The sequence below is a fragment of the Gordonia mangrovi genome (assembly GCF_024734075.1).
GTDB lineage: Bacteria > Actinomycetota > Actinomycetes > Mycobacteriales > Mycobacteriaceae > Gordonia > Gordonia mangrovi.
This window is the reverse complement of record NZ_CP102850.1, coordinates 4,078,271-4,104,720: the sequence shown is the minus strand read 5'-3', so window position 1 is coordinate 4,104,720 and position 26,450 is coordinate 4,078,271. Positions and strand designations below refer to the sequence as shown.

Genomic DNA, 26,450 nt, shown 5'->3' with positions numbered 1-26,450 from the left:
CAGCGAAACGGGGACCGGCCAGTCGCCGATCCCCGCCTCTGGTGTGCGGGCACTCAGGGGCCCGCAGTGGTTTCGAACAGCGACGGCAGCAGGCTGACGAGCTGATTGAGCAACTGGGTCAACGAATCCGCGCCGGGGATCGTCGACGGGCTGGTGCTCGGCAGGGTCGACTGGGGTGTCGCCGATTCCGGCACCGCCGACTGGGGTGTGGACGACTGGGGTGTGGAGGTCTGGGGTGTGGAGGATTCCGATCCCGAAGGTCCGGCCTGATTCACGCCGATCGCGATCTTCGGGTGCTTGGCCGGGTCCAGCCACGTGAGCACCTGGCGCATCAAATCCTTCTCGATGGCGATACAGCCCATGGTCGGCTGATTGTTGGTCACGTGCAGGAACATCGCCGACGCCTTGCCCGGAATCCGCTCCGGGTTGTGCGCGATGTTGACCGCATAGTCGTACACCGGACCGGAGTCGTAGAGGTTCTCGCTGTCACCCCCGGGGCTCTGGACCTGTCGGACCATCGTGTTGTAGGTGGGTGACTTCATGTTCGAGTCCCACCAATCCTGCCGATCCACCTGCTTGTAGGGCATCTTCGTGCCCGGGTTCGGCAGCCGACCGAAGGCCTGGTCGAGGTCGAAGGTGCCCTCCGGGGTGCGGTAGACGTTGTCCTCCGGCTCGCCCATCCCGAGGGAACCGAGAAATGCCTCGGTGGGGCCGATGACCGGTTTCCAGGCATCGTCGGTGCCTCGTTCGAAGGCGGTCAGCGTCGCGGTGGTGTCGTTCGCCTCAGGTGCGGTGACGACGATCATCTGGCTGCTGTCGACCTCTGAGCTGCCGGTACCGCCGAGCCCGAGGTTGCCGGCCAGGGTGTTCAGCACCTCGTCGAGCATCGGGATGCCGGTCTCCGGGACCGGCGATCCCGAGGGAGCGGCCGGCGTGGGCGTCGTCGACGGTGTCGTCGTTGCGGGTGCGGCGAGTGCGCTACCGGCACCTCCGGCGACAGCGGCGACGACCGCAATCACCAGAAGTCCCAATAGCCTCATTCGCCTCATCAGTAACATCAGCACCACACCAGTGTGCCAGTATGCGAGAAGTCGTGAGTCTCGTGCCGGTCACGGTGCGATTGTGATCGGATCACTCGCCGGTCTTGGTCACGGGTGGACGAGGTATAGACGCCAACCGAGCACCCGTCACGCTCGCGCGCATGTCGGGACATGCGCGCGAACGCGACGAGTGCGCGGTTGGCGAAGGGGTTCCGGACTAGGCGCCGGGGGCGAACTCCTCGAGCATGTCGGTGACCAGCGCCGCGATCGGCGACCGCTCACTGCGCGTCAGCGTGACGTGGGCGAACAGCGGATGGCCCTTCAGCTTCTCGATGACCGCAGCGACGCCGTCGTGGCGTCCGACCCGCAGGTTGTCGCGTTGGGCGACGTCGTGGGTGAGCACCACGCGCGATCCGGCACCGAGCCTCGACAGCACGGTCAGCAGCACGTTGCGTTCCAGCGACTGCGCCTCGTCGACGATCACGAAGGAGTCGTGCAGCGAGCGGCCGCGGATGTGGGTGAGCGGGAGTACCTCCAGCATGCCCCGGCTGAGCACCTCCTCGATCACCTCGGGCGACGCGAGTCCTTCGAGGGTGTCGAAGACCGCCTGCGCCCAGGGGCCCATCTTCTCGGCCTCGCCGCCGGGCAGGTATCCGAGCTGTTGGCCGCCGACCGCGTACAGCGGTCGGAAGACGACCACCTTGCGTTGGGTACGACGCTCCAGGACCGCCTCGAGTCCGGCGCACAGCGCCAGCGCCGACTTACCGGTGCCCGCCTTGCCGCCCAGTGACACGATGCCGACGCTGTCGTCGAGGAGCAGATCGAGGGCGACCCGCTGTTCGGCCGAACGGCCATGCAGACCGAACGCCTCACGATCGCCGCGGACAAGTTGCACCTGCTTGTCCGCATTGACCCGACCGAGCGCACTCGACGAGTGCCCGAGGAGGCGAATTCCGGTGTGGCACGGCAGTTCCCGCGCCTCGTCGATATCCACGGCGCCCTCGGCGAACAGGGTGTCGATGCTCATGCTCTCGACGTCCAACTCGGTCATCCCGGACCACCCGGAGACCACCACGTCCTGTGCGTGGTATTCATCGGCGGAAAGGCCGACCGCACCGGCCTTGACCCGCAGCGGGGTGTCCTTGGAGACCAGCGTTACGTCGCTACCCTCGGCACGAAGATTCAACGCGCAGGCGAGAATTCGAGAATCGTTGGTCTCGGTGCGGAAACCGGCCGGAAGCACCGCCGGGTCGGTGTGGTTGAGCTCCACCTGCAGCGTGCCGCCCTCGTCACCGATCGGGAGCGGGATGTCGAGCCTGCCGTGTTCGAGCCGGAGGTCATCGAGCAACCGGAGTGCCTCGCGGGCGAACCAGCCGAGTTCGTGGTGGTGACGTTTGCCCTCGAGTTCGCCGATGACGACCAGCGGCAGGACCACATGGTGTTCAGCGAAACGCGTGACCGCCCAGGGATCGGACAGCAGGACGGAGGTGTCGAGGACGTAGGTGCGTGTGGTCACGTAGGGCTCCTACGTTTGTGCGGGCCCCGCACAAACCAGTAGCGACGACCGGCTGGTTCTTGCCCTTCTCGGCTGGTCAGCCAAGGTGGACGAGGACCGGGGCCGGCCCTCTCGCGTTGCTGGTGCAAACCACGAATTGAACCTCCCGGACGAACCGCTTCCCCGCGGTCCGTCATGGCCAACGTACGCCGAAACACCCCTACCCGGCTCGGCGGACAGGGGTGTGTCGGCGTGAATTATGCGTTAACGCAAGTTGCCTGGCGGCTACGTCGCGCTGGCGGCACCGGCGCGTTCGAGGATGCGGACGCGGGCCGCTTCGGCCTCCCCGTCGAGGCCCGACACCGAGCCGAGCTTCATCGCGGCGACGATCGCCGCGGCCACGCGGGCACGGCTCTCGTCGTCTTCGAAACCGGTGATCAGGGCACGCTCGGCATCGAAGTCGGCAATGTCGGAGCCGATCGGCTCGGTGTCCAGCCGGGCCAGCGCGCGGTCCACGGCAACCACCGTGCCCGCCGGATCGGCGACGAGGCCGGCGTTGAGGAAGGCACCGAATGTGGCGGCCTGCACGGCGTCGTCGGCGGCGATCTTGTCGAGGATCTGGGTGAAGACGTCGTCGGTGACCGTGCCGCGCAGCTTCTCGATGAAGCCGACACATTGATTCTCGTGCACTGCCATCAGGGCCAGGACGTCGAGCGGTCCCAGGTTCTCGATCGATTCGGGACGCTGCCGGTAGCCGGCGGTCACATGGATCCGACGGCGCTCTTCGGCGTCGACCGGATCGATCGCCCGGGTCACGACCAGAAAGTCGCGCAGGACGATGGCGTGCCGGTTGTCCTCGGCAGTCCACACGCCGACCAGTTGGCGCCAGTCGGAGAAAGCCGGGAAGTGCAGGGCCAGCACGCGGTGATACGACGGCAGGTTGTCCTTGGTCAGCAGCAGCGCCAGGACACCCGCGCGCGCCTCGTCGGAGATCGTCGCCTGCGACGCATCCCAGTCCTCACCACCGAGGAAGGCGAAGTTGCGGCCCTGGTCCCACGGCACCCAGTCGTGCGGTTTCCAGGGACTGGCAGCCGCCTGATGGTCCTCGGCGATCTCCGGCAGCGCCTTGGAGAGCGCGATGATCAGCTCATCGGTGGTCAATGCATTCACCGGAGCAACAATAGAGAACCGTCCGGCGGTCTGGCCACCCTGGGTCTGCGGCCGTTGCCTCCGGTTCCGGAGCTGCGTCCTCGGGCGGGATTCACCCTCGACTCATCAGGCCCCAGTCCTCGAGCCCCTCGTAGAGCGGGAAGTCCAGGGCCAGGCGCGACACACGGCCACGCAGGGCCGAGACGTCGGCGTCCGCGCCGGCCGCCAGCGCGGTCGCGATGATGTCGGCGACCTCGGCGAACTCGGTGTCGCCGAATCCGCGGGTGGCCAGCGCCGGCGTACCGATCCGCAGCCCCGAGGTCACCATCGGCGGGCGGGGATCGAACGGCACCGCATTGCGGTTCACCGTGATGCCGACCTGATGCAGCAGATCCTCGGCCTGCTGGCCGTCGAGCCGGCTGTTGCGCAGATCCACCAGCACCAGGTGGACGTCGGTGCCGCCGGTCAGCACCGAGATGCCGGCCTTGTCGACGTCGGCGCCGGTGAGCCGGTCGGCCAGGATCTTCGCGCCCGACAGCGTGCGCTGTTGCCGCTCGACGAACTCGTCGGTACCGGCGATCTTCAATGCGACGGCCTTGCCCGCGATGGCGTGCATCAGCGGTCCGCCCTGCTGCCCGGGGAACACTGCCGAGTTGAGCTTCTTGGCCCATTCCTGCTTGGCCAGAATGATGCCCGAGCGGGGCCCACCCAGCGTCTTGTGCACAGTCGAGGAGACGACATCGGAGTGCGGCACCGGCGACGGATGCAGTCCGGCGGCCACGAGGCCCGCGAAATGCGCCATGTCGGTCCACAGGTAGGCACCGACCTCGTCGGCGATGGACCGGAATGCCTCGAAATCCAGGGTGCGTGGGTACGCCGACCAGCCCGCGCAGATCACCTTCGGCTTGGCCGCCAGCGCGATCTTGCGGACCTCGTCCATGTCGATGCGGAAGTCCTCTTTGCTCACGCCGTAGGACTCGATCTCGTAGAGCTTGCCCGAGAAGTTCAGGCGCATCCCGTGGGTGAGGTGCCCGCCGTGGGCCAGGTCGAGTCCCAGCATCTTCTCGCCGGGCGTCATCAGCGCCATCAGCACCGCGGCGTTGGCCTGCGCGCCCGAGTGTGGCTGGACGTTGGCGAAGTCGGCGCCGAACAGCTGCTTGGCCCGGTCACGCGCGATATCCTCGACGACGTCGACGTACTCGCAGCCGCCGTAGTAGCGACGGCCCGGGTATCCCTCCGCGTACTTGTTGGTGAGCACGCTGCCCTGCGCCTGCAGCACCGCGCGTGGCACGAAGTTCTCGGACGCGATCATCTCGAGGGTGTCGCGCTGCCGGCTCAGCTCGCCGTTCATCGCCGCAGCCACATCCGGGTCGAGTTCGGCCAGGGACATCGAATTCAGGCTCATGGCAGACAAGTCTATTGTCCCGCCCTCACGTCCCGGAGTTCGGCTCTCAGCTGGGCGGGGGTGAGGGGTTCGTCGAGGAGGCGTCCGAAGCGTTCCAGCCGCTGCAGCGCGGGTGCGGCATCGAGCCACTCCCCGAGCAGTCGGTAGCCCTCGACGTAGGTGGAGATGTAGGCGCGCCACAGCGGCGAGGTCAGGAATCTCAACATCTGACGCGCCCGCTCGGGTGGTGCGAGCAGCCACTGCTGCAAGAACTCGGCGACCGAGTCCTGATCGGCCCCCCGATCGTGCAGGAGCAGCGCCGCGTCCTGCCGAACGCCCAGCAACCCGCTCGACGCACGCGCCATCCGCGCGGCGCGCGCACCATCGAAGCGCAGTCCGAGATCGGCGTAGATCTCCTGCGCCCACTCGCCCCAGTCCGGGCCCATCGCGGCGTGCAGCGCGTGGTCGGCGAGCCCCTCCGCCATCAGGCATTGCGGGGTGTTGACCAGGAACAGCGTCTGCTCCTGCTGGCCGCCACCCACCAGGATCTCCTCCTTGCGACAGTGTTCGGTGTGATGGCCGGGGTATGCCTCGTGCGCGATGAGATGTGGCAGCGTCGACATGTACTGGGTCAGATCGACGTTGATCGCAACTCGCGACCGGTAGTCGCCGAGGTAGTAGTTGAACCCCGACCACGGCTTGTCGGTGACGACGTCGAACTCCACGATCTCGCGGTCCGGCAGCGGATGGGTCGACCGCACGCGCTCGCGCAGTGCTCCGGCGAAGGCCTGGACGCATTCGTCGACGCGGTCCGGCGGGATCTCGTCGGCGCGCCGGTAGGCGGCATATGCCTCGGCGAGCGCGGTTCCCGACGCGCCCGGCACGTCGAGTTCGGCGGCCATCGCCGCATGGGCCTCGCGGTATGTCTGCTGGTCACCGAGGTCGATGTCCACGTCGAAGTAGGCCCGCACCTCGTCTACGAAGGCGATCTCCTGACCGGCGAACTTGCGCGCCGAGCACTCCATGGCCGCGAGGTGGGAGCGCAGGAACTCCACGCGCGCCGCACCCAGTTCGGCCGGCAGTTCGGTCCGCAGCCCACGCGCCCGATCGGCGAGCTCGGCGGGGTCGGGAGCGGGCCCGGCGGCGACATCGGCCCGCAGCGCCGGGTCTCCGGTGTAGGCGTCGACGAACCCTTCCTCCAACCGGTCGAAGGCCAGACCCAGACGCAGGTAGTCCGTGATCGGTGCGGACGCGGCAATCGTCATGACCGGAGGCTACCGGTGGTGAGCGATTCCGTCCGCCCTAAGCTGTAGGACCATGGCACGCGACACGACCGGGCGCGATCCCAGTCTGTATCTGGAGCTCGATCGTCGCCAATGGCGTGACCTGCGCGAGTCGATGCCCATGGTCCTCACCGATGCCGAGCTGCAACAGCTGGTGGGCCTCGGCGAACAGGTCGACCTCGACGAGGTCGCCGACGTGTACCTGCCGCTGTCGCGTCTGATCCATCTGCAGATAGCGGCACGCCAACGTCTGTTCGCCGCCACCTCCACATTCCTCGGCGAGCGGCAGACCAACCGGCAGGTGCCGTTCATCATCGGCATCGCCGGCAGCGTGGCCGTGGGTAAGTCGACAACCGCCCGCGTTCTCGCGGCCCTGCTCGCCCGCTGGGAGTCACACCCGAAGGTCGACCTCGTCACCACAGACGGTTTCCTCCTGCCGACCGCAGAACTCGAGCGGCGAGGCATCATGCACCGCAAGGGCTTTCCCGAGTCATACGACCGGCGCGGGCTGCTCCGATTCGTCACCGAGGTCAAATCGGGAGCGCGGGAGGTGACCGCGCCGGTGTACTCGCACATCGCTTACGACATCGTCCCCGACGTCAAACACTATGTCCGGCAACCCGACATCCTCATCCTCGAGGGACTGAACGTGCTACAGACCGGCGAGACACTCATGGTGTCGGATCTGTTCGACTTCTCGGTCTACGTCGACGCCAAGACAGCCGACATCGAACAGTGGTACATCTCGCGATTCCTGAAGATGCGGACGACCGCATTCGCCAATCCGGAGTCGCACTTCCACTTCTATTCGACCCTGACCGACGAACAGGCCAAGATCGCCGCGCGCGACCTGTGGACCTCGATCAACCTGCCGAATCTGAACGAGAACATCCTGCCGACCAGACCACGCGCGACGCTGGTGTTACGCAAGGATTCCGACCACTCCATCAACCGGGTGCGCCTGCGCAAGCTGTGACCCCGCGTCGTGCGCGTGCCGTCGGGCTCACCGGAGCCGGCGTTCGTCGAGACCAGCCGGATAACGGCCGGAGATCGCGATCCGGTTCCACGCGTTGATCATCACGATAGTGGCCATCACCTGACCGAGTTCGACATCATCGAAAAGTGCTGCAGCACGATCGAACACGCGATCCGGCACACCGGAATCGCCCAGCCGTGTGACGTGCTCCGCCAGGTCGAGCGCCGCTCGTTCACGGTCGGAAAAGAGGTGCGGCGCGTCCGCCCACAGGGCCACCATCCCCACCGCTTGCGGCTCGAGCTCGGCGGACCGGGCATCGGACAGATGCATGTGCAGGCAATAGCCGCAGCCGTTGATCTGCGACACCCGAATCCGGATGAGTTCGGCCAGTCGCTGTGTCACCCCCTCGGCCGATGCACGCTGCAACGCCACCAGCGCCTTGTACACCGCCGGGTTGCTCTGCGGAATCCACATCCGGCGGGTGTCCGGCACGTCGGCCGTCATCGCGTTCACGCCGCGAACTCCGCGTCCAACCACTGGTCGAAGGTCGTGGTGGCGACCACGTTCGGCCGTTCGGGGACCAGACCCCCGTCGCGGACGGCCGCACCGCCGAATCGAATGCCCACCACCCAGCGGGGCGACCCGGACCGCTGCGCGATGGCCTTGCCGATGTCGGCGAGATCCAGCACGTCGGGACCCGCGACCTCCACATCGTCATTCGACTCGGCCGTCACCGCGTCGGCGAGCGCCGCTGCGGCATCCGCGGCCGATAGCGGCCGACACCGCATATGCGGGACGGCCGCCACCGGGCCGAGGCGCAGACTGCTCATCATCTGTCGGGCGAGTTCGTACCACTGCGCCGACCGGACGAACGTCAGTCGGTGGCCGGGGAGCGTCTCCGCGTAGACCCTCTCCTGCTCCGCCTTGCCCTGGTAGTAGCCGAACTTGGCGTTGACCGCCGGGTCGGCGGCGTTGATGATCGACAGACACACGACCCGCCGCACGCCGGCAGTCGTCGCCGCTGCCGAGACATTGCGCGCCACCGTGCCGAAGAAGTCGACCGCCTTGCGCGCGCTGGTGGTGGTCACATTGACGCAGTCGACCACCACGTCGGCGCCGGTCAACGCCGCGTCGAGTCCGGTGCCGGCGTAGGCGTCGACACCAGTCGACCGGTGCGCCTCGCTCACCTCGATCCCCTGCCCTCGCAGGCGTTTCACCAGTTCGGTACCGATCTCGCCGCTGGCACCCAGCACGACAACCTTCATGATCATTTCCTCTCGTCTCGCGGTGTTGATCTCCACAGTAGGAGGGAATTGCACCACAAAACTGGTTCAATTAAAGGGTGATCAAGAGCGTCAATCTCGACCCGTGGGAGCAGGTGGCACAGCACCTCGGAGTCGATCTCTACCTCGATCTGCAGCCCGATCCGAGCGGCAGTGCCCGCTGGCGAGGCGCACGTCGCCGCCAGTCGCTCGCCACGGCGCTACGTGCGTCCATCAGCGACGGACGGCTGGCGCCGGGCACCCGGTTGCCTCCGTACCGGTCCCTGGCGGCCGATCTCGGGCTCGCACGCGGGACGGTCGCCGCCGTCTACCAGGAACTGATCGCCGAGGGGTGGCTGGTGGCACGCCAGGGGTCGGGCACCCACGTCGCGGACACTCCGCGACCAGACCTGCCGAAGCCGATGACGCGACAACGTAAGACGCCGGACACCGTGCATGATTTCGGTCTTGGCCAACCGAATTCGTCGTTGTTTCCACGTACCGAGTGGATCGCCGCAACCCGTCGGGCGATCACCGCCGCCCCCGATCGGGCCTTCGGCCCCGGCGATCCCCAGGGCAGTGAACGGTTGCGCGTCTCCTTGGCCGGGTATCTGGCACGCGCCCGGGGCGTGCGTACCCATCCCGACGACATCGTGCTGACCACTTCGGTGATGCATGCGCTGGACCTGCTGTCGCGCAGCGTGTTCGGCGACGTGCTCGCCGTGGAGAGCCACGGCTTGCCGTTTCATCGTGCGGTCATCGAACGTGGCGGGACGGTGACCACGCCCGTCCCGATCGACAATGACGGCGCGGACATCGACCAGCTGCCCACCGACGTGTCGGCGGTGCTGCTGACCCCGAGCCACCAGTTCCCGACGGGAGTGGCCCTGTCCCCACCGCGTCGTGCCGCAGCCATCGAGTGGGCCGGCGACCACGACGGATTGATCGTCGAGGACGACTACGATGGCGAGCTGCGCTACGACCGCGAGCCGGTCGGCGCGCTGCAGGCCCTGAACCCCGACGCGGTCATCTACACCGGCTCCGTCAGCAAAAGCCTCTCCCCCGCGGTGCGTATCGCCTGGCTGGTACTACCCCCTCGCCTGGTGGACAGGGTGCGGGCGGCGAAGGGGCCGCGGGAGCCGGATGCCAGCATCATCGATCAGCTGGTCCTGGCCGAGCTCATCGACTCCGGCGCCTACGATCGGCACATCCGCCGCAGTCGGCAGTACTACCGGCGACGACGCGATCACCTCACCGACGCATTCGCCCGTGCCGGCGTCACGATCCCCGGCATCGCTGCGGGGCTTCACGCGGTGATCCCCCTTTCCGCCGAGACCGAACACGTGGTGTTCGAGGCCGCCGCCCGGCGGCGGTACGCCCTGGCCGCAATGTCGCAGTACCGCCATCCGCACGCCGACGGCGGCAGCGTCGTGCCGCCCGGCCTCGTCGTCGGCTTCGGCACACCGGCAGCATCGACCTACCACGCCGACGTCAGCGCGCTGGTCTCGCTTGTCGCCGAGGACGCACCGAACCCGTGAACCACTGGTGAACCGCTCGCCGAGCCTGGGCGGCATCGTCACGAAGAGCCCACCACCCCAACTATTCTCGGTCACATTGTCACACCTGACCGTTATCCTGAACTCACAACTCATTGCAGACAATCCATCCACTCCCGGCCCGCAACGAACCGAAGTTGTCGGACGCATCCGAATGTCTGACAGCAGTTCAGTTCCCCACCAACCGAACCCGATGCCGAACCCTCTGGTGTTCGAGTAGACCGAGGCGCCAGCCTTTCTGGTGGTCGAGTAGACCGAGGCGCCGGCCTATCTGGTGGTCGAGTAGGCCGAGGCGCCAGCCGAGGTCGTATCGAGACCACCACCACCCGAGACAGACTCACCACAATCCCTGCCTCCCAGGCAATGTCACCCGGACAAGATTGTCACACCCCACCGATATCCTGAACCCCACATCGATCGAACAACTCATCCACACCCACCCACAGCCCACCGAAACTGTCGGACCCACCCGATACTCTGATAGCAGTTCGATTCCCCACCAACCAATCCCACGACGGCACCCTCTCGTGGTCGAGTAGACCGAGGCGCCAGCCCTCCCGGTGGTCGAGTAGGCCGAGGCGCCAGCCGAGGACGTATCGAGACCATCACCAGCCGAGACAGAGCCGCCGCAAGCACTGGCCCGCAGGCTATGTCACCCCGAACGGAATTGTCACACCCCACCGATATCCTGAACCCAACAGCTCAACGACCAATCAATCCACACCCCACCCGCAGCCCACCAAAACTGTCGGAGCCACCCGATACTCTGACAGCAGTTCGATTCCCCACCAACCAAACCCGGACCCGATCTCGCTGTCGTCGCCGGAAAGGAGCGTGTCGTGTTCACCTTCACCGACCGTGCCGCCGACGACGCCCTGCTGGCCACCAGCAGCCTCGACGAGCTGGCCCAGTACGGCCGCGACGCCCTCCGGCTGAGCAACCAAGCCCAAGCCGTCGCCATGCAGATCGCCCGCCAAATCGGCCAATCCACCTACAACGAGCGCATCACCGGATACAACGACTACGTCCCGAACCGAATCCGCAACGCCGCCGACAAAGCTGCCATAGGCGAAATCTCGCTGCAACTGGGCCTGGCCCGAACCAAAGCCGGCGAATGGGTCCACCTCGACGAACTCCTCGACGAACACCCCAAGATCCGTGACGCCTTCCGCGCCGGTGACCTGAGCCCCCACCGCCTGGGCGTGGCCATCCGCGCCGCCGCCACCGGCCCCACCGGCGACCTCCGAGCCCGACTGGCCGAACTCACCGACACCGCCGACACCGCCGACACCACCGACACCGCCGACACCGATGACGAGGACCTCACCCTCGACTTCGACGACGACACCGACAATGACGGCACCGACGATGCCGGTGATGCCGGTGATGGTGCGGCCGAGACCGACCCTGCCGACGATGAGCCGTGGGATTTCGACGATGTGGTGCTCGATCTGGCCAGCCGCCCGACCACCGACACCGCGCTGCAAGCCGATCTCGACGCCATCATCATCACCCTCGACCCCGACCGGGCCGTCCAAGCCCACGACGACATCGCCGACCTGTTCGGCGATGTGAAAATCGGTGCCGAAGCGTTCGGACACATGACCGTCGACGCCTGCATCCCCGCCGAACACGGCGTGCACCTACGCGACCGGATCAGCGCGTTGATCGGTCGGCGGGTGTGCCATCGGGATGGGCGCAGCATCAAAGCCCAACGTGTGGCGGCGTTCGCCGAGATCATCAAGGCCCCCGGCGCGACGTTGCGCTGCCACTGCGGCGACGACACCTGCCCGGCCAAACAGACCCGCACCAGCAACCCGACGCCCGCCACCACCCCGAGTTCGGTCACCGACAGTGACCGCGAGTCGTCGGTCACCGGCAGTGTCCGCGACTCGTCGGTCGACACCAGCACGGGCGGCGACGCCACTGCACCCGTCGACACCGCCGACGAACCCGCAATGGGCGGACCCGACGCGGCCGAAGAACAGCCGATCACCCTCGCCGACCTCGACGATGACCGTGACATCGACGGGGACGTCGACAATGACGGTGAGAGTGAACAGTCCGGCACCGGAAGCGATGGCGCCGACACCGATGACGTCCAGCCCTCCCCGGAACCCCGACGAGACTTCATCACCGCACCTCGCGCCGACGCCGAGGTGGCCGATCATGATCCGGCCGACGACTCCGAAGCAAACAGTGCGGACGCCGAAGACACCACGGACACAGACTCCGACATCGACTCCGAATCCGACTCCGATTCCGCCCTCGTCGTCCCCGGCCTGACCCTGCTGCGCGACCCCAGCGGCCTCGACCCCACCCGCCTGATGGGCTACGGCGCGATCGACCCTGCCCACGCCGCACGCCTGGCACTCCACGCCACCACCATCACCGCCCCACCGAGTGAAACCCGCACCGCCAGCGGCCTGATCATCTTCGGCAACCGGACACCGGCACCACCCATCGACCCCTCTGGGCACGGCGGTTTCGCCGCCCCACCACCCGGGGCATTGACCTACGCACCCTCGGCAGCACTACGTGCCGAGATCATCCAACTCGACCGACGCTGCCGCTACCCCTACTGCGGGCGCCCGTCCGAACAGTGCGAACTCGACCACCTACACAAATTCCTCCACGCCGACCCGCTGGCCGGCGGCTGGACCGTGGCCTTCAACCTCGCACCCCTATGCCGACCCGACCACGACCGCAAACACGACGGCCCGTGGATCCCCACCATGCACACCGACCGCACCATCACCTGGCGCAACGCCCGCACCGGCCAGACCATCATCACCTACCCCAGGTGACGATGCCCGCTGCCGCCCGTCAGGTCACTTCCCGAATCGTCGACTGCGTGCCGCGTAGTCGCGCAGCGCACGCAGGAAGTCGACCCGACGGAACTCGGGCCAGTACGCGTCGGTGAACCAGATCTCCGAATAGGCGCTCTGCCACAACAGGAAGCCCGACAATCGCTGCTCACCCGAGGTGCGGATCACCAGATCGGGGTCCGGCTGCCCCTTGGTGTAGAGGTGCTTGTCGATCGCATCCACGGTCACCGCGTCGATCATGTCCGCCGGCTGCGCCCCCGCCGCGAGACGGCCCGCAAGCAACGACTGCACAGCGTCGACGATTTCCTGCCGGCCGCCGTAGCCCACAGCGACGTTGACGTTCATGCCCACCCGGTCCAGCGTCCGCCCCGACGCCTGTCGGAGCCGCTCGGCGACCGGATCGGGCAGCCCGGCCAGATTCCCGACAATCCGCACACGCCACTTGCCCTCGGGACCGGAGATCTCGTCGACGATGTCGGGCACGATCTCCATCAGCGCATCGAGCTCATCCGAGGCACGCTGCAGGTTCTCCGTGGACAACAGGTAGATGGTGACCGTGGAGATATCGAGCTCGGCACACCACGTCAGCATCTCGGCGATCCGTTGCGCACCGACCCGGTGACCGTGACTGACGTCCTCGAATCCGGCCTCCCGGGCCCACCGACGGTTCCCGTCGCAGATGATTGCGACATGCCGCGGCAACCGGGTGGTGTCCATCAGCTGAATGAGCCGACGCTCGTACACGCTGAGCATGGGGCGCCGGAGCCGATCGGGAAGAAGTTTCATCGCTGCCCGATCTTATCCGCTCCAAAAGTTACGGTAGCGTAGGTTCCGTGACGATCCTGGCGCATGAGACCTCCGCGGACACTCCGCCACGACTGCGGGGTGTGATCCACCAGTACGCGGCGTGGGCCGCCATCTGCGCCGGGGTCGCGGTCGTAATCGGCGCGGCGGCCCTGCGCGGACCCTTCGCCGCCGCGATGTGCGCGGTATATGCACTGACCACCTTCGGCGTGTTCGCGGTCAGCGCGAGTTATCACCGCATCGCTTGGCGAACACCGCGGGCCCAAGTCCGGATGAAACGCGCTGATCATTCGATGATCTTTGTCTTCATCGCCGGCACCTACACGCCGTTTTGCGCATTGGCCCTCCCCGCGAACGTGCGATGGTGGGTGCTCGGCATCGTCTGGCTGGGCGCCATCGCCGGCGTCATCCTCAAACTCGCCTGGCCGACGGCACCCCGCTGGCTCGGCGTCTCGCTCTATGTCCTGCTCGGCTGGGTCATCATCGTGGTGGCGCCGGCCCTGGTCACCGAGGTCGGCTGGACCGTGATCATCCTGCTCGCCACCGGCGGCGTGTTCTACACCGTCGGCGGAATCCTGTACGCCGCCCGCTGGCCCAACCCGTGGCCGTCGACATTCGGCCACCACGAGGTCTTCCACGCCTGCACAGCGATCGCCGCCGCGCTGCATTACGCCGCCATCTGGCTGGTATTGGCCGCCTGAGCCTCCCGGCCGCCCGGCGCCGCCCCGGCGTCTCTTCACCGCCCCATCACCCGCCGGCCAAGTGAGGGTCGCAGTCCGTCCAGTCACGCCTGATCGGGTGACGGCATGCCCCGCGGCGCGCCGAACATCGAGCTCTTCCGCGACCACAGTCTGCGTGTCGGTATGAGCCGACGCCGGTTCCTCAGTTGGGGTGGCGTCGTCGCGGCACTCGCGTTCACCCCGGGCCTGCTGGGCGGTGCAGCTCCGTCGTCGGGCGCATCCGCCGCCGACAGCCCGCTGTTCGCCCTCGGGGTGGCGTCCGGTGACCCCCTGCCCGACGGAGTAGTGCTCTGGACGCGTCTGGCACCCCGACCGCTGGCCCGCGGCGGCGGAATGGGCAACCAGTCGGTCGAAGTGAATTGGGAGGTGGCCGCCGATGAGGCGATGACCCGACCCGTGCGCCGCGGACGCGCGTTCGCCGACGTGGACAACGGTCACACCGTGCACGTCGACGTCCGCGGCCTTGCACCCGGTCGCGAGTACTTCTATCGCTTCACCGCACGCGGCGAACGATCCGCGGTCGGTCGAACCGTCACCGCACCCGCCCCGGGCGCCGAAGCACCGATGACCTTCGCGCTCGCCTCGTGTCAGTCGTGGGCCGACGGTTTCTACGTCGCCTACGCCGACATGGCCATACGCGCCCCGGACCTCGTGTTCCACCTCGGCGACTACATCTACGAGAAACCGATCCACCGCGGAGGCGGACGCCGGCACACCATGGCCATGCCGGAATCGGCGGCACGGGAATGCCTCGACCTCGACGACTATCGCGAACGATATGCCCTCTACAGACTCGACCCGCACCTGCAGGAGATCCACCGGACCAGCCCGTTCGTCACGACCTTCGACGACCACGAGGTGGACAACAACTGGGCCGCCACGATCCCCGAAGACGGGACGCCCGTACCGGAGTTCCTGGTGCGCCGCGCTCACGCCCTGCGCGCGTGGTGGGAGAACACGCCGGTACGGCGCGCCCAACAGCCTCGCGGCGGCGACATCAGCGCCTACCGCCGCTTGCGCTTCGGCACGCTCGCCGACTTCGCGGTGCTCGACACCCGCAGTCACCGCAGTGACCAGGTGAACGGCGACACGGACGTCCCGCAGAACGCTGCGACGGCCGACCCGCGTCGCAGCATCCTGGGCGCGACGCAAGAACGCTGGCTGCTCGACGGTCTGGATTCCAGCCGGGCGCGGTGGAATGTTCTCGCCCATCAGACGCCGATCGCCGACCTCGCCCGCGACGACGACGGGCAGCGCGCGGTCAGCATGGACGGATGGAGCGGGTACGAGGCCTGCCGCACCCGGGTGCTCGAGGGCGCCCGCGCCCGCGGTGCGACCAATCTGGTGTCCGTGGTGGGCGACATCCACCGCAACGTGGTCGCCGACCTGCGCACCACCTATCGCCGCGAATCCGACACCCTCGGTGTGGAATTGGCGGGGACGTCGATCTCGTCGGGCGCAGACGGCGAGGACAGCGACGACTCCGACCGGGCCCTCAAGGCCGCATCGCCGCACGTCCGCTTCGGCAGCGCCCAACGTGGCTACGTCCTCAACCGGCTGTCTCGCGACCGGTGGGAGGCCGAATTCCGGGTGGCCGACTCGATCGGGTCCGCATCCGACCGGCTGCACACCCGCGCCGTGGTGACGATCGCGGCCGGGCGCCCCGACGTCGACATCGTCTGAGCTGTACTGCAACCCGGCCTGCTCACAGCAGCGCGGTGCCACGCAGGGCAGCACGGGCACGCAGTGCGGTCATCAGGCACCGGTCGGCATACCGTCGCCCGCTATGCTTCGGCGGTGATCACGACGCAGCCCACCGTGCGCCGCCTGCGCGGCTGCGTCGTCGGCGCCGCGTCGGGCGGCAGCGCCATCGTCGCGCATACCGCCGCCCACGGCAGTCTGCCCGGTTCGTCCGCGCTGACATTCCTGGTGGGAGTGTGCGCTGCCCTGGGATGGCTCGTGTCCGCGTGGCGCAACTCCGGCGCCGGGGGTCTCGGCGTCCTCACCGGAATCCTGGCCGGCGGCCAGGTGGCTGCGCATCTCGCGCTCGCTGCCCTCGCTGGTGGCCACGGGATGATGTTGTCACCGCAGATGGGTGCGGCACACAGTGTCGCCGCCGTGCTCACCGCCGCCGTCTGCCGCGCCCTCGAGTCCGCGCTGACCGTGCTGCTCACGGCGCTGACCCGCGTCATCCGCGTAATGCTGTCGGTGCCGGTGGTGCCACGTCCGACGTGGGCGGTGCGCACGTCCTACGGCATCGACCATCGCACCGAGATCACCGCTGCCCGCACCTGTGGGACGCGGGGACCTCCGTGTCGTCGGCGCACTTCTCACCTCACCCCGGCCTGACCCGAGACGCCTGACCGCGCGGGTCGGGCACCTCACTGTCGCGATCCGACCACCGGTGCGCCGGTGGCATTCGCGCGAGCCGTCGAAAGGCCGATCCCGTATGTCCCTGACCCACGATCCGACCGCCACGTCTTCCTCACCACCCGCCGACCCGCGACCCACCCGGGACCGCAGCGGGCGACTGCTGCTGCGTCGCCTGCACTTCTACGCCGGCATCCTCGTCGCACCGTTTCTGCTCATCGCCGCCGTGAGCGGTGCGCTCTATGCCGTCGCGCCGACGATGGAGAACATCGTCTACCGCGGATACCTGCACACCGAGTCCACCGGCACGCCACAACCGCTGGCCGACCAGGTCTCGGCCGCCCTCGACGCACGCCCCGACCTCGAACTGTCCGCGGTGCGACCCTCGACGCAGCCCGGCGACACCACCCGGGTGCTGTTCGACGACCCGACCCTCGGAAAATCCGAACGTCTCGCCGTCTTCGTCGATCCGGTCACCGCACAACCGGTCGGTGAACTTGTGGCCTACGGCAGCAGCGGCGCACTGCCGCTGCGCACCTGGATCAGCCAGCTGCATCGGCATCTGCATCTGGGCGAACCCGGCCGCATCTACAGCGAACTCGCCGCGTCCTGGCTGTGGGTGATCGCGCTCGGCGGGCTGGTGTTGTGGATCGCCCGCTACCGCAAGGGCCGCGGCAAACTGCGGCTGGCCACCATCGACCGCACCGCCCGCGGCCGCAACAGAACGCTGAACTGGCACGGCGCAATGGGTGTGTGGCTCATCGTCGGCCTGGTGTTCCTGTCGGCGACGGGCCTGACCTGGTCGCGGTTTGCTGGTGAGAACGTCTCGGAGCTGCGGACCACGCTGCACTGGACCACCCCGGCCGTCGACACCGACCTGACCGGCACAGCACCAGACGGCAGCGGTGATCACGCCGGCCATGGCGGTCACAGCACCACCGCCGGCGACGCCACGGCAGCTCCGGCGATGCCGGCGGCCGAGCAGGCGGCGCAGCTCGATGAGGTGCTGGCGATCGCTCGCGACGCCGGCGTCACCGACAAGGTCGAGATCGCCGTTCCCGCGGACGCGCAGACGACCTACAAGGTGACCGAGACGCGCGAGGCGTGGCAGTTGTCGCCGAACTCGGTGGCCGTGGACGCCGCCGACTCTCGGGTGGTCGACACGTCGTGGTTTGCCGACTGGCCGCTCGCCGCCAAACTCACCAACTGGGGTATCGCTCTGCACATGGGACTGCTGTTCGGGCTGCTCAGCCAGTTCCTGCTACTTCTGCTCGCCGTCGGCCTGGTCGCCGTGATCATGCGGGGCTACCAGATGTGGTGGCAGCGGCGCCCACGCGACGGATCGCGACGCGTCGGCCGGGCCCCGGTGCGTGGCGCACTGTGGTCGCTGCCGCCCGCGACCGCGGTCGGCGTGGTGCTCGTGGCGGTGGCCGTGGGCTGGTTCGTACCGCTGCTCGGCATCAGCCTGGCCGCATTCCTGCTCGTCGACGTCGTGATCGGCGTCATCGGCAGGATGCGGACCGCCCGACAGTAGATCCGCGAGCTCAGGCCCGGGCCAGCGTCGCCAGCACGGCGGCGCTGGCCTCCCAGCCCATGCACTTGTCGGTGACCGACTGTCCGTAGGTCAACGATTCGGCATCCGGCGACTGCGCTCCCGGCTCCAGGAAGCTCTCCAGCATGACGCCGCTGATCGTCACCGGCGTACCCGACGCACGCGTCGCCCGGATGGCCGTGGCGATCTCCTCGGCGACCTCGGCCTGGCGGATGTGGTCCTTGCCCGAGTTCGCATGCGAGCAGTCGATCATGATCCGTTCCGGGAGTCCGGCCTTCGCCAGCGCGGCGACCGCCGACGCGACCGAGTCGGCATCGTGATTCGGGCCGGCGGTGCCGCCGCGCAGGATCACGTGGCACTCGTCGTTGCCGGCGGTCTCGACCACCGCGCCGTGACCGAAATCGTCGACGCCGAAGAACACGTGCTGGGCCGCCGCGGCCTTCACGCCGTCGATGGCCACCTGCACGTTGCCGTCGGTGCCGTTCTTGAAACCGATCGGCATCGACAGGCCCGACGCGAGTTGGCGGTGCACCTGCGACTCGGTGGTACGGGCCCCGATCGCACCCCAGGCCACGGCGTCGGCGATGTACTGCGGACTCGTGGGCTCGAGGAACTCACACCCCACCGGAAGACCGAGGTCGATGATGTCGAGCAGCAGCGACCGCGCGGTCCGCAAACCACGCTCGACGTCGAACGAGCCGTCCATGCCCGGGTCGTTGATGAGGCCCTTCCACCCGACGGTGGTGCGCGGCTTCTCGAAGTACACCCGCATCACGATCTTGAGCCGGTCCGCGTGGTCGGCGGCCAACGGCGCCAGTCGGCGTGCGTAGTCGATTGCCGCGATCGGGTCGTGGACCGAACACGGACCGACCACCACGAGCAGCCGGTCGTCGCGACCGGCCAGGATGTCGGCGATCTCCTCGCGGTCACGCTGCACGGTCAGTGCGCGGCGCGAGGTCAGCGGCAACTCGGTGCGGATGGTGTCCGGGGACGGGATGGAGCGGAACGACTTGATCCGGCGGTCCGAGGTGGATTCGGCGGCGGTCAAGTCCGAGATGGTGGTCACGTCATGCCTTTCGGGGTCTGGCCCGGTCGTATCGGGTGGCCCCTGGTCGTTCGTGCGTCACCGGAGGCCTGGAAATGACAAAAGCAGCAACCTGACGGTCGCTGCTCGGGGCTCCGGGTGTGTACGCGCGCGGCGATTCAGCGCTTCATCGTGGCCCCACCCGGAGCCTCGATAAAGCGCCAATAGACGCGTGCGGTGTTCATCACGGCGACCACGCTAGCACGACGCACCAGGTGGCCCCCAATCGCGGTTACGGATGACCTCGGTCGATCAACTGACTCAACACGATGATCGATTCGGAGTGCTCGACCGGACCGGCGCTGCGAATCCGCTCGAGGGCCTGCTCCAGATGCTGCACGTCCCGGGCGCGCACCCGCAGGATGGCGTCGGCCTGCCCGGTGATGGTGGCGGCGCTGACCACCTCGGGAATCGGCTCCCACGCCTCCTTCAGCACCTGCGGCGAGATGTTGCCACGACAGGAGACCTGCACATAGGCCTCGGTCGTCCACTGCATCGCATACGGATCGATCACTGCGGTGAAGCCCTTGATCACCCCGTCGTCGACCAGCCGATCCACCCGCCGCTTCACCGCCGGCGCCGACAATCCCACCACGTCACCGATCTGGGCGAAGGTGGCCCGGGCGTCGCGGGTCAGGCAGGCGAGCACCTTCTCGTCCAACTCATCGAGAACACGCAACGTATCTCCATTTCAGATATCAATATTGCGAATCCATTGCACAAGTGAGCAAGTTTCGTAGATTGATTGCATCACCGGTCCAGATTAACGTCGATTCATGACGATCACCAGCCCTGCCCGCGTGCCCGCGATCACCCGGGTTCCCCGGGTACGCACCTATGCGATGACCCCACCGGTGCACTTCACCGTCCAGTACGCGATCAACCCATGGATGGACCCCACGACGCCGGTGGATACCGATCGCGCGATCGCTCAGTGGCTACGCCTCCGCGAGGTCTACGAGGCACTCGGGCACACGGTGCACGCGGTGGACCCGCAACCGGGCCTGCCGGACATGGTCTACGCGGCCAACGGGGGACTGAGCGTCGCCGGCGCGACGATCGCCGCGCGGTTCGCGTTCCCCGAACGCGGACCGGAAGGCGATCACTATGCCGACTGGTTCTCCGCCAACGGCCTCGGACCGGTGCACCGCACCGACGGCATCCAGGAGGGCGAAGGCGACTTCCTGGTCGTCGGTGATCGCATCCTCGCCGGCACCGGGTTCCGCACGCACCGCGACACCCATGCCGAGATCGCCGCGCTGACCGGGAGACCGGTGATCACCCTCGAACTCGTCGACCCACGCTTCTATCACCTCGACACCGCGCTCGGCGTGCTCGATGACGACCTGATCGCCTACTACCCGCCCGCGTTCTCACCGCACTCGCAGGCGGTGCTCGCGGAACTCTTCCCGACCGCGGTCATCGCGACCGACGCCGACGCGTCCGCACTGGGCCTGAACTTCGTCTCCGACGGCCATCACGTCGTGATGACCGATGCGGCGCCGGCACTCGCGGATGCGCTGCGCACGGCCGGCTTCGAACCGGTCTGTGTGGAGTTGTCCGAACTACTCAAAGGCGGCGGCGGAGTGAAGTGCTGCACCCTAGAATTGAGGGGCACCGACGAGGAGGTCGACGTGTCGTCAGCCGCTGAACCACATGTGGCGCATAATTATTCGCCACTGCCGGTGACCGCGGCCACCGCCGAAGGCGCGTGGATCACCGACGTCGACGGACGTCGCTACCTGGACTGCCTCGGCGCGTACTCCGCGGTCAACTTCGGACATCGCCATCCGCGGATCGTCGCAGCCGCGCTCGATCAGATCGGGCGGGTCACTCTGACCAGCCGCGCATTTCGCTCCACGGAACTCGAACCCTTCTGCGCCGCACTGGCGACGCTGTGCGGCAAGGACATGGTGCTGCCGATGAACACGGGCGCCGAGGCCGTCGAGTCCGCGATCAAGGTCGCCCGCAAATGGGGTTACGACGTCAAGGGTGTCGCCGACGGTCGAGCGAAGGTCATCGTGGCGGGCGGCAACTTCCACGGCCGGACCATCAGTATCGTCAGCTTCAGCGACGACCCCGATGCCCGCACCGGATTCGGTCCGTACACACCGGGATTCGTTCAGGTGCCCTACGGCGATGCGGACGCGATCGCGGCCGCAATCGACGACGAGACGGTGGCCGTGCTCCTCGAACCGATCCAAGGCGAGGCCGGCATCATCGTGCCCTCCGACGACTACCTGCCGCGTGTGCGTGCACTGTGTACCAACCACAACGTGCTGATGATCGCCGACGAGATCCAGTCCGGGCTCGGGCGCACCGGAACCACCTTCGCCTGCGCGCATTGGGGTGTCGAGCCGGATGTCTACACCCTGGGCAAGGCACTCGGCGGTGGCATCCTGCCGGTGTCGGCGGTCGTCGCCGACTCCGACGTCCTCGGGGTTCTGCATCCCGGCGAGCACGGGTCGACATTCGGCGGCAACCCGCTCGCGGCGGCGGTGGGCCACACCGTGGTCGACATGCTCGCCGACGGTTCGTGGCAGCGTCGGGCCGCCGACCTCGGTGCGCACCTGCACACTCGGTTGGGTGAACTCGTCGGCAATGGCGTCATCGCGGTCCGTGGGCTCGGCCTGTGGGCCGGCATCGACCTCGAGCCCGGGGTCGGCACCGGTAAGGATGTCTGCCTGCGACTTGCCGAACGGGGCGTGCTGGCCAAGGACACCCACGGGTCGACGCTGCGCCTGGCTCCGCCACTGGTGATCACCACCGAGGAGATCGATTGGGCGGTGGATCAGTTGGCCGAGGCCGTACGCTCATCCTCGTGACCGATCCCAGCACCAGCCCGTCGCCGCCCGTCACCCGCCGCGTCCTGCTCATCCGGCACGGCCAGACCGAATGGTCGCTGACCGACCGCCACACCGGTCGCACCGACATCGATCTGACGCCGCGCGGCGAGGAGGACGCCCGCGCGCTGGTCGGCATCACCGACCGGCTCGGACTGACCAACCCGTATGTGTTCGCCTCCCCGCGCACCCGGGCACGGCGTACCGCCCAACTGGCCGGTCTCACCGTCGACGAGGTCGACGACAGATTCGCCGAATGGGATTACGGCGACTACGAGGGGCTGACCCGGGCGCAGATCCACGCCGCCGGGGATCCGGCATGGACCATCTGGACAGAGGGCGGACCGCACGGTGAGTCGGTCGAGGACATGACCCGGCGGGTCGACGGGGCCGTTGATGCCGTCGAGCAGCGGCTGGCCGACACCGACGTCATCGTCGTGTCGCACGGACACTTCTCCCGCTCGTTCATCTGCCGCTTCCTCGGCTGGCCGATCGGACAGGGTTCGGCGATCGATCTGCGTCCGGCCGGCGCGGCGATGATGATGCAACTCGGCGCCGACCGCCGCCTGTGCACGCTCGTCGGGCCGGAGGGGGCCGCCGCCACGCACGCCGCGTTGTGACAGTCGACCCCGACCGTCACCCGATCTACTCCAGCCGCAGCCCCATCTCGAGCGAGTCCCAGAGTTCACCGTTGCGTCGCCGATACTGGCCGGGACGCAGCCCCTCACGAACGAAGCCGTGCCGTTCGTAGAGCGCGATGGCCGCATAATTGTGCGGCCACACCTCCAGGACCACCTTGTGCGTTCCGCGGTCCCGGGCGTCGTCGGTTTCGGCCACCCGCACCCCGAATTCCGTGTGCTCGTCCATGGCGTCATCCGATTGCGGCAGCCAGCGCATCCCGATCGGTAACCGGGAGATCGCACACCGTTCCGCGGCAGACGTAGGCGGCATCGGCGCCGTCAATGGGGCCCCGACCATGCAGTAGCGGGATCGAATCCCGCTCGCCCGCAACCACGATCGCCCCACCCGGAGCCATAGCACGGGCCGATGTGGCAAGCTCACCCGCACTTCGATGGCTTTGCGCGACCGCGATCTGCAACGGACCGTGCAGTCGAGCCACCGCGACGGCCAGCCAATGGCCCGCAGACCGGGGCATCTTCGCCAACAGCACGATCGACCGCGCAAGTGTCTGATCGAGCAGCTCGGCATAGCGATTGGCCGGACCGAATTTCGCCAGCGCGGAGGCCGCCAACAACGCCTCGGCCATGAGTGAGGCGCCGGCCGGGGTCGCCCCGTCGACGGGGTCGCGAGGGCGGGTCATGAGATCGTTGCCTGTCGCGTCATACCAGGCGCCCGGCTCGGCGTCGTCGGAGAACAGCTCTATCGCAGCGTCGAGGATCGCCAATCCCTCATCACACCAGGATGTTTCGCCGGTCACCTGATGCAGGGTGAGGAGAGCGGTGACCAGCGCCGCATGATCGTCGAGCGCCGCGACGGGCGCACCGACGTGCCCGTCGAGCGAAGACCGTCGTAGTGTGCCGTCGACGAGATGGGTGTCGAGGAGCGCTCGGGCACACCGGGCGGCGAGATCGATCCAATCGGTGCGGCCCAGCGTCGCGCCCGCCTCGGCGAGTGCGGTCACCGCCATCGCATTCCAGGCGGTGACCACCTTGTCGTCGCGGGCAGGCTGTGGCCGCTGCGCGCGTGCCGCGAGCAGCCGGGACCGCACCGAGGCGAGTCGGTCGGCATCATCGGCGTCGCGTCTCAACTGCAGCGTCGACGTCCCGTGTTCGAACGTCCCGGCCTCGGTCACGCCGAACACCCCTGCCGCCCACGGGCCGTCATCGGGCCCGAGGACGTCGACGAGTTGTTGCGGCGACCAGACGTAGGTGGAACCCTCCACACCGTCGGCGTCGGCATCCAGCGACGAGGCGAAACCGCCGCGGACACCGAGGTCGCGGCGAAGGAACTCGACGGTCTCGGTGGTGATGCGCCGCGCGAACGCATCACCCGTGCGGCGCGCGAGGTGGGCGTAGGCGCGGATCAGCTGCGCGTTGTCGTACAGCATCTTCTCGAAATGTGGCACCACCCAGTCATTGTCGACCGAGTAGCGGGCGAAACCGCCGGCGAGTTGGTCGTAGATGCCACCGCGCGCCATCGCGACACACGTCCGGTGTACCGCGTCGAGCGCGGCGGTGTCGCCGTTGCGTTCCGACGCGCGCAGCAACCCTTCGAGCAGCGCTGAGGGCGGGAACTTGGGTGCCCCGCCGAATCCGCCGGCTGCCCGGTCCTCGTCACCCAGCGAGGTGGCCACGATATGGTCCAGCAGACGGTCGTCGAGGTCCACGTCGGCGACGGGCAAGGCGGAACTGTTCGCGTGCACATGGTCGCGGACCCGGCGGCCCATCTCGTCGATCTCGTCGCGACGGTGGACCCAGGCGTCGGTGACGGCACTCATGATCTGCGGAAACGACGGCATTCCGCCACGGGCGGTGACGGGAAAGTAGGTGCCGCAGTAGAACGGTTCACCCGTCGGCGTCAGGAAAGAGGTCATCGGCCAGCCGCCCTGGCCGGTCATCGCCACCGTCGCATTCATGTAGATGGCGTCGATGTCGGGCCGTTCTTCCCGGTCGACCTTGACACAGACGAAGTCTCGGTTCATCTGGGCGGCGACAACGTCGTTCTCGAACGACTCGTGTGCCATCACATGGCACCAGTGACACGCCGCGTAGCCGACCGACAGCAGGATCGGCACATCACGCTGCGCGGCCTCTGCCAGTGCCGAGTCGCCCCACTCCTGCCAGGCGACCGGATTGTCGGCATGCTGCCGTAGGTACGGGCTGGTCGAATTGCCGAGCAGGTTAGGTGTCGGCTTTCCTTCGCTCATCGGCCTGCACCCCATCTGTTGTGTCCGATGTGCCGTCGTCGTCGGTGTCGACGGAGTCGGTGCCGTCGTCGAACGCCTGATCCGGTTCCGGATGGTCGGCGTCGAACTTCTTCGGCAGCTTCTTGAGCTGAGTGTTCATCGACCTGATCAGGAATGCGGTGGCGACGAGCAGAACGATGATGACCAGCAATCCCAGTGGCGACGCCTTGCCGAACTCGGGCCCCTCGGGTTCCTCCACCGCAGCCAGGAACTGCACACCTGCGGTCCAGATCGTCGGGTCCATCGCGCTCACGGCTCCTCGATTCCGGCGAACAGGTCGGTCTCCGGGATCGACGTCTTCACCCGCGTCTTGGCGAGCTCGAACTCCTCGGTGGGCCACAGTCGCTGCTGCCACTCGAGCGGCACGGCGAAGAACACCCCGTTGGGATCGATCTGGGTGGCGTGGGCACGCAACGCGTCGTCACGCTGCGGGAAGTACTTTGCGCACTCCACCTGCGTGGTCACCCGACCCATCAGGTCTCCGCGACTCGGGTCGCGCTCCCACCGTTCGAGCCATTCGGTGAACGGACTCTCCTGGCCGTGGCGCTCGAACTCGTCGGAGAACAAGACCATGCGGTCCTTGATGAAGCCGTGCGTGTAGTACAGCTTCGAGACGGTCCACGGTTCCCCGGTGCCCGGATGGGCGTCGGGGTCCCCGGCACGCTCGAACGCTGCGACCGACACCTCGTGGTCACGGATGTGGTCCGGGTGCGGATAGCCGCCGTGCTCGTCGTAGGTGATCATCACGTGCGGCCGGAACTCCCGGACCACACGGACGAGGGCCTCGATCGGCTCTTCGATGTCGATGTCGGCGAACGATCCCTCCGGGACCGGCGGAAGCGGGTCCCCCTCGGGAAGCCCGGAGTCGACGAAGCCCAACCAGGTCTGTGCGACGCCCAGCGCGGCGGCCGCGTTCGCCATTTCTTCCTCGCGGACCTCGCTCATGCGCTCCTTGATGCCCGGGCGATCCATCGCCGGGTTCAGGATGTCGCCGCGCTCGCCACCGGTGAGGGTGACGACGAGCACCTCATGTCCCTCCGCCGCATACTTGGCGGACGTGGCGGCACCCTTGCTCGACTCGTCGTCCGGGTGTGCATGCACCGCCATCAGACGAAGACCGGCGTGGGGTCCACCAGTGTGAGATTCGGTCACGCTTCC

Annotated in this window: 23 protein-coding genes; 9 read left to right on the top strand and 14 right to left on the bottom strand. The window is 67.7% G+C overall.

All coding sequences use genetic code 11. The annotated features are described in order from the left end of the window. Positions 1-53: 53 nt before the first annotated feature. The 5 genes from NWF22_RS18660 to NWF22_RS18640 all read right to left on the bottom strand — a co-directional run bounded on the left by NWF22_RS18660 (position 54) and on the right by NWF22_RS18640 (position 6,333). A complete protein-coding gene (locus NWF22_RS18660) occupies positions 54-1,040 on the bottom strand; it encodes a L,D-transpeptidase family protein (RefSeq protein WP_160903164.1) in 987 nt (328 codons plus the stop codon). A gap of 217 nt (positions 1,041-1,257) precedes the next feature. Next, complete coding sequence (gene phoH2, locus NWF22_RS18655; protein ID WP_160903163.1) at positions 1,258-2,556, bottom strand: RNA 5'-3' helicase PhoH2; 1,299 nt, start codon at positions 2,554-2,556, stop codon at positions 1,258-1,260. Between the two features lie 264 nt (positions 2,557-2,820). After that, a complete protein-coding gene (locus NWF22_RS18650; protein ID WP_160903162.1) occupies positions 2,821-3,705 on the bottom strand; it encodes an acyl-ACP desaturase in 885 nt (294 codons plus the stop codon). Positions 3,706-3,796: 91 nt separating this feature from the next. Further along, positions 3,797-5,074: a serine hydroxymethyltransferase gene (glyA, locus tag NWF22_RS18645; protein ID WP_160903396.1), complete on the bottom strand. Its 1,278-nt coding sequence runs from the start codon at positions 5,072-5,074 to the stop codon at positions 3,797-3,799. Positions 5,075-5,100: 26 nt separating this feature from the next. Beyond that, positions 5,101-6,333, bottom strand: coding sequence for a DUF885 domain-containing protein (locus tag NWF22_RS18640; RefSeq protein ID WP_160903161.1), 1,233 nt, complete (start codon positions 6,331-6,333; stop codon positions 5,101-5,103). A gap of 52 nt (positions 6,334-6,385) precedes the next feature. Here NWF22_RS18640 and coaA point away from each other — a divergent pair, with 52 nt between their 5' ends. Next, positions 6,386-7,327, top strand: coding sequence for a type I pantothenate kinase (coaA, locus tag NWF22_RS18635; protein WP_160903160.1), 942 nt, complete (start codon positions 6,386-6,388; stop codon positions 7,325-7,327). Between the two features lie 27 nt (positions 7,328-7,354). Here coaA and NWF22_RS18630 read toward each other — a convergent pair whose 3' ends face one another. Both NWF22_RS18630 and NWF22_RS18625 read right to left on the bottom strand, forming a co-directional pair. Further along, positions 7,355-7,831: a carboxymuconolactone decarboxylase family protein gene (locus NWF22_RS18630; RefSeq protein ID WP_233751384.1), complete on the bottom strand. Its 477-nt coding sequence runs from the start codon at positions 7,829-7,831 to the stop codon at positions 7,355-7,357. Positions 7,832-7,836: 5 nt separating this feature from the next. Beyond that, entirely contained in the window at positions 7,837-8,592 is a 756-nt protein-coding gene (locus NWF22_RS18625; RefSeq protein WP_160903159.1) for an SDR family oxidoreductase, read from the bottom strand. Between the two features lie 77 nt (positions 8,593-8,669). Here NWF22_RS18625 and pdxR point away from each other — a divergent pair, with 77 nt between their 5' ends. Together pdxR and NWF22_RS18615 are read left to right on the top strand one after the other, a co-directional pair. Further along, positions 8,670-10,127 carry a MocR-like pyridoxine biosynthesis transcription factor PdxR gene (pdxR, locus tag NWF22_RS18620; RefSeq protein WP_160903158.1) on the top strand — a complete coding sequence of 486 codons (1,458 nt, stop codon included), beginning with the start codon at positions 8,670-8,672 and terminating at the stop codon, positions 10,125-10,127. Positions 10,128-10,984: 857 nt separating this feature from the next. Beyond that, the gene (locus tag NWF22_RS18615; RefSeq protein WP_160903157.1) at positions 10,985-12,952 is read left to right on the top strand and encodes an HNH endonuclease signature motif containing protein; all 1,968 of its coding nucleotides are present in this window, start codon (positions 10,985-10,987) and stop codon (positions 12,950-12,952) included. Positions 12,953-12,976: 24 nt separating this feature from the next. Here the strand turns inward: NWF22_RS18615 and NWF22_RS18610 are convergent, their stop codons facing one another. Then, positions 12,977-13,759, bottom strand: coding sequence for an isoprenyl transferase (locus tag NWF22_RS18610; RefSeq protein WP_160903156.1), 783 nt, complete (start codon positions 13,757-13,759; stop codon positions 12,977-12,979). Positions 13,760-13,812: 53 nt separating this feature from the next. Between NWF22_RS18610 and trhA the strand changes: the two genes are divergently transcribed. The 4 genes from trhA (at position 13,813) to NWF22_RS18590 (ending at position 18,421) form a co-directional block, all read left to right on the top strand. Then, on the top strand, positions 13,813-14,478 hold the full coding sequence (gene trhA, locus NWF22_RS18605; protein WP_160903394.1) for a PAQR family membrane homeostasis protein TrhA: 666 nt from the start codon (positions 13,813-13,815) through the stop codon (positions 14,476-14,478). A 105-nt stretch (positions 14,479-14,583) separates the two neighbouring features. Next, positions 14,584-16,200, top strand: coding sequence for an alkaline phosphatase D family protein (locus NWF22_RS18600; protein ID WP_233751279.1), 1,617 nt, complete (start codon positions 14,584-14,586; stop codon positions 16,198-16,200). A 114-nt stretch (positions 16,201-16,314) separates the two neighbouring features. Beyond that, positions 16,315-16,866: a hypothetical protein gene (locus NWF22_RS18595; protein WP_160903155.1), complete on the top strand. Its 552-nt coding sequence runs from the start codon at positions 16,315-16,317 to the stop codon at positions 16,864-16,866. A gap of 100 nt (positions 16,867-16,966) precedes the next feature. Continuing rightward, on the top strand, positions 16,967-18,421 hold the full coding sequence (locus NWF22_RS18590) for a PepSY-associated TM helix domain-containing protein (RefSeq protein WP_160903154.1): 1,455 nt from the start codon (positions 16,967-16,969) through the stop codon (positions 18,419-18,421). A gap of 10 nt (positions 18,422-18,431) precedes the next feature. Here NWF22_RS18590 and NWF22_RS18585 read toward each other — a convergent pair whose 3' ends face one another. Together NWF22_RS18585 and NWF22_RS18580 are read right to left on the bottom strand one after the other, a co-directional pair. Then, positions 18,432-19,505: a 3-deoxy-7-phosphoheptulonate synthase gene (locus NWF22_RS18585; RefSeq protein WP_160903153.1), complete on the bottom strand. Its 1,074-nt coding sequence runs from the start codon at positions 19,503-19,505 to the stop codon at positions 18,432-18,434. A 250-nt stretch (positions 19,506-19,755) separates the two neighbouring features. Beyond that, positions 19,756-20,202 carry an Lrp/AsnC family transcriptional regulator gene (locus tag NWF22_RS18580; RefSeq protein ID WP_160903152.1) on the bottom strand — a complete coding sequence of 149 codons (447 nt, stop codon included), beginning with the start codon at positions 20,200-20,202 and terminating at the stop codon, positions 19,756-19,758. Between the two features lie 97 nt (positions 20,203-20,299). Here NWF22_RS18580 and rocD point away from each other — a divergent pair, with 97 nt between their 5' ends. Continuing rightward, positions 20,300-22,348 carry an ornithine--oxo-acid transaminase gene (rocD, locus tag NWF22_RS24525; RefSeq protein ID WP_160903151.1) on the top strand — a complete coding sequence of 683 codons (2,049 nt, stop codon included), beginning with the start codon at positions 20,300-20,302 and terminating at the stop codon, positions 22,346-22,348. Then, positions 22,345-22,986 carry a histidine phosphatase family protein gene (locus NWF22_RS18570; protein WP_373691942.1) on the top strand — a complete coding sequence of 214 codons (642 nt, stop codon included), beginning with the start codon at positions 22,345-22,347 and terminating at the stop codon, positions 22,984-22,986. The genes rocD and NWF22_RS18570 overlap by 4 nt, the downstream gene beginning before the upstream one ends. A 25-nt stretch (positions 22,987-23,011) precedes the next feature. Here NWF22_RS18570 and NWF22_RS18565 read toward each other — a convergent pair whose 3' ends face one another. From NWF22_RS18565 to mca, 4 genes are read right to left on the bottom strand one after another with little or no spacing between them, the layout of a single operon-like run. After that, positions 23,012-23,233, bottom strand: a complete 222-nt coding sequence (locus NWF22_RS18565) for a GNAT family N-acetyltransferase (protein ID WP_160903150.1) — start codon at positions 23,231-23,233, stop codon at positions 23,012-23,014. Positions 23,234-23,237: 4 nt separating this feature from the next. Then, positions 23,238-25,253 carry a thioredoxin domain-containing protein gene (locus NWF22_RS18560; protein ID WP_160903149.1) on the bottom strand — a complete coding sequence of 672 codons (2,016 nt, stop codon included), beginning with the start codon at positions 25,251-25,253 and terminating at the stop codon, positions 23,238-23,240. Then, positions 25,228-25,536, bottom strand: coding sequence for a hypothetical protein (locus NWF22_RS18555; RefSeq protein ID WP_160903391.1), 309 nt, complete (start codon positions 25,534-25,536; stop codon positions 25,228-25,230). Before NWF22_RS18555 ends, NWF22_RS18560 begins: the two co-directional genes overlap by 26 nt. Before the next feature lie 5 nt (positions 25,537-25,541). After that, positions 25,542-26,444, bottom strand: a complete 903-nt coding sequence (mca, locus tag NWF22_RS18550) for a mycothiol conjugate amidase Mca (protein WP_160903148.1) — start codon at positions 26,442-26,444, stop codon at positions 25,542-25,544. Positions 26,445-26,450: the final 6 nt, after the last annotated feature.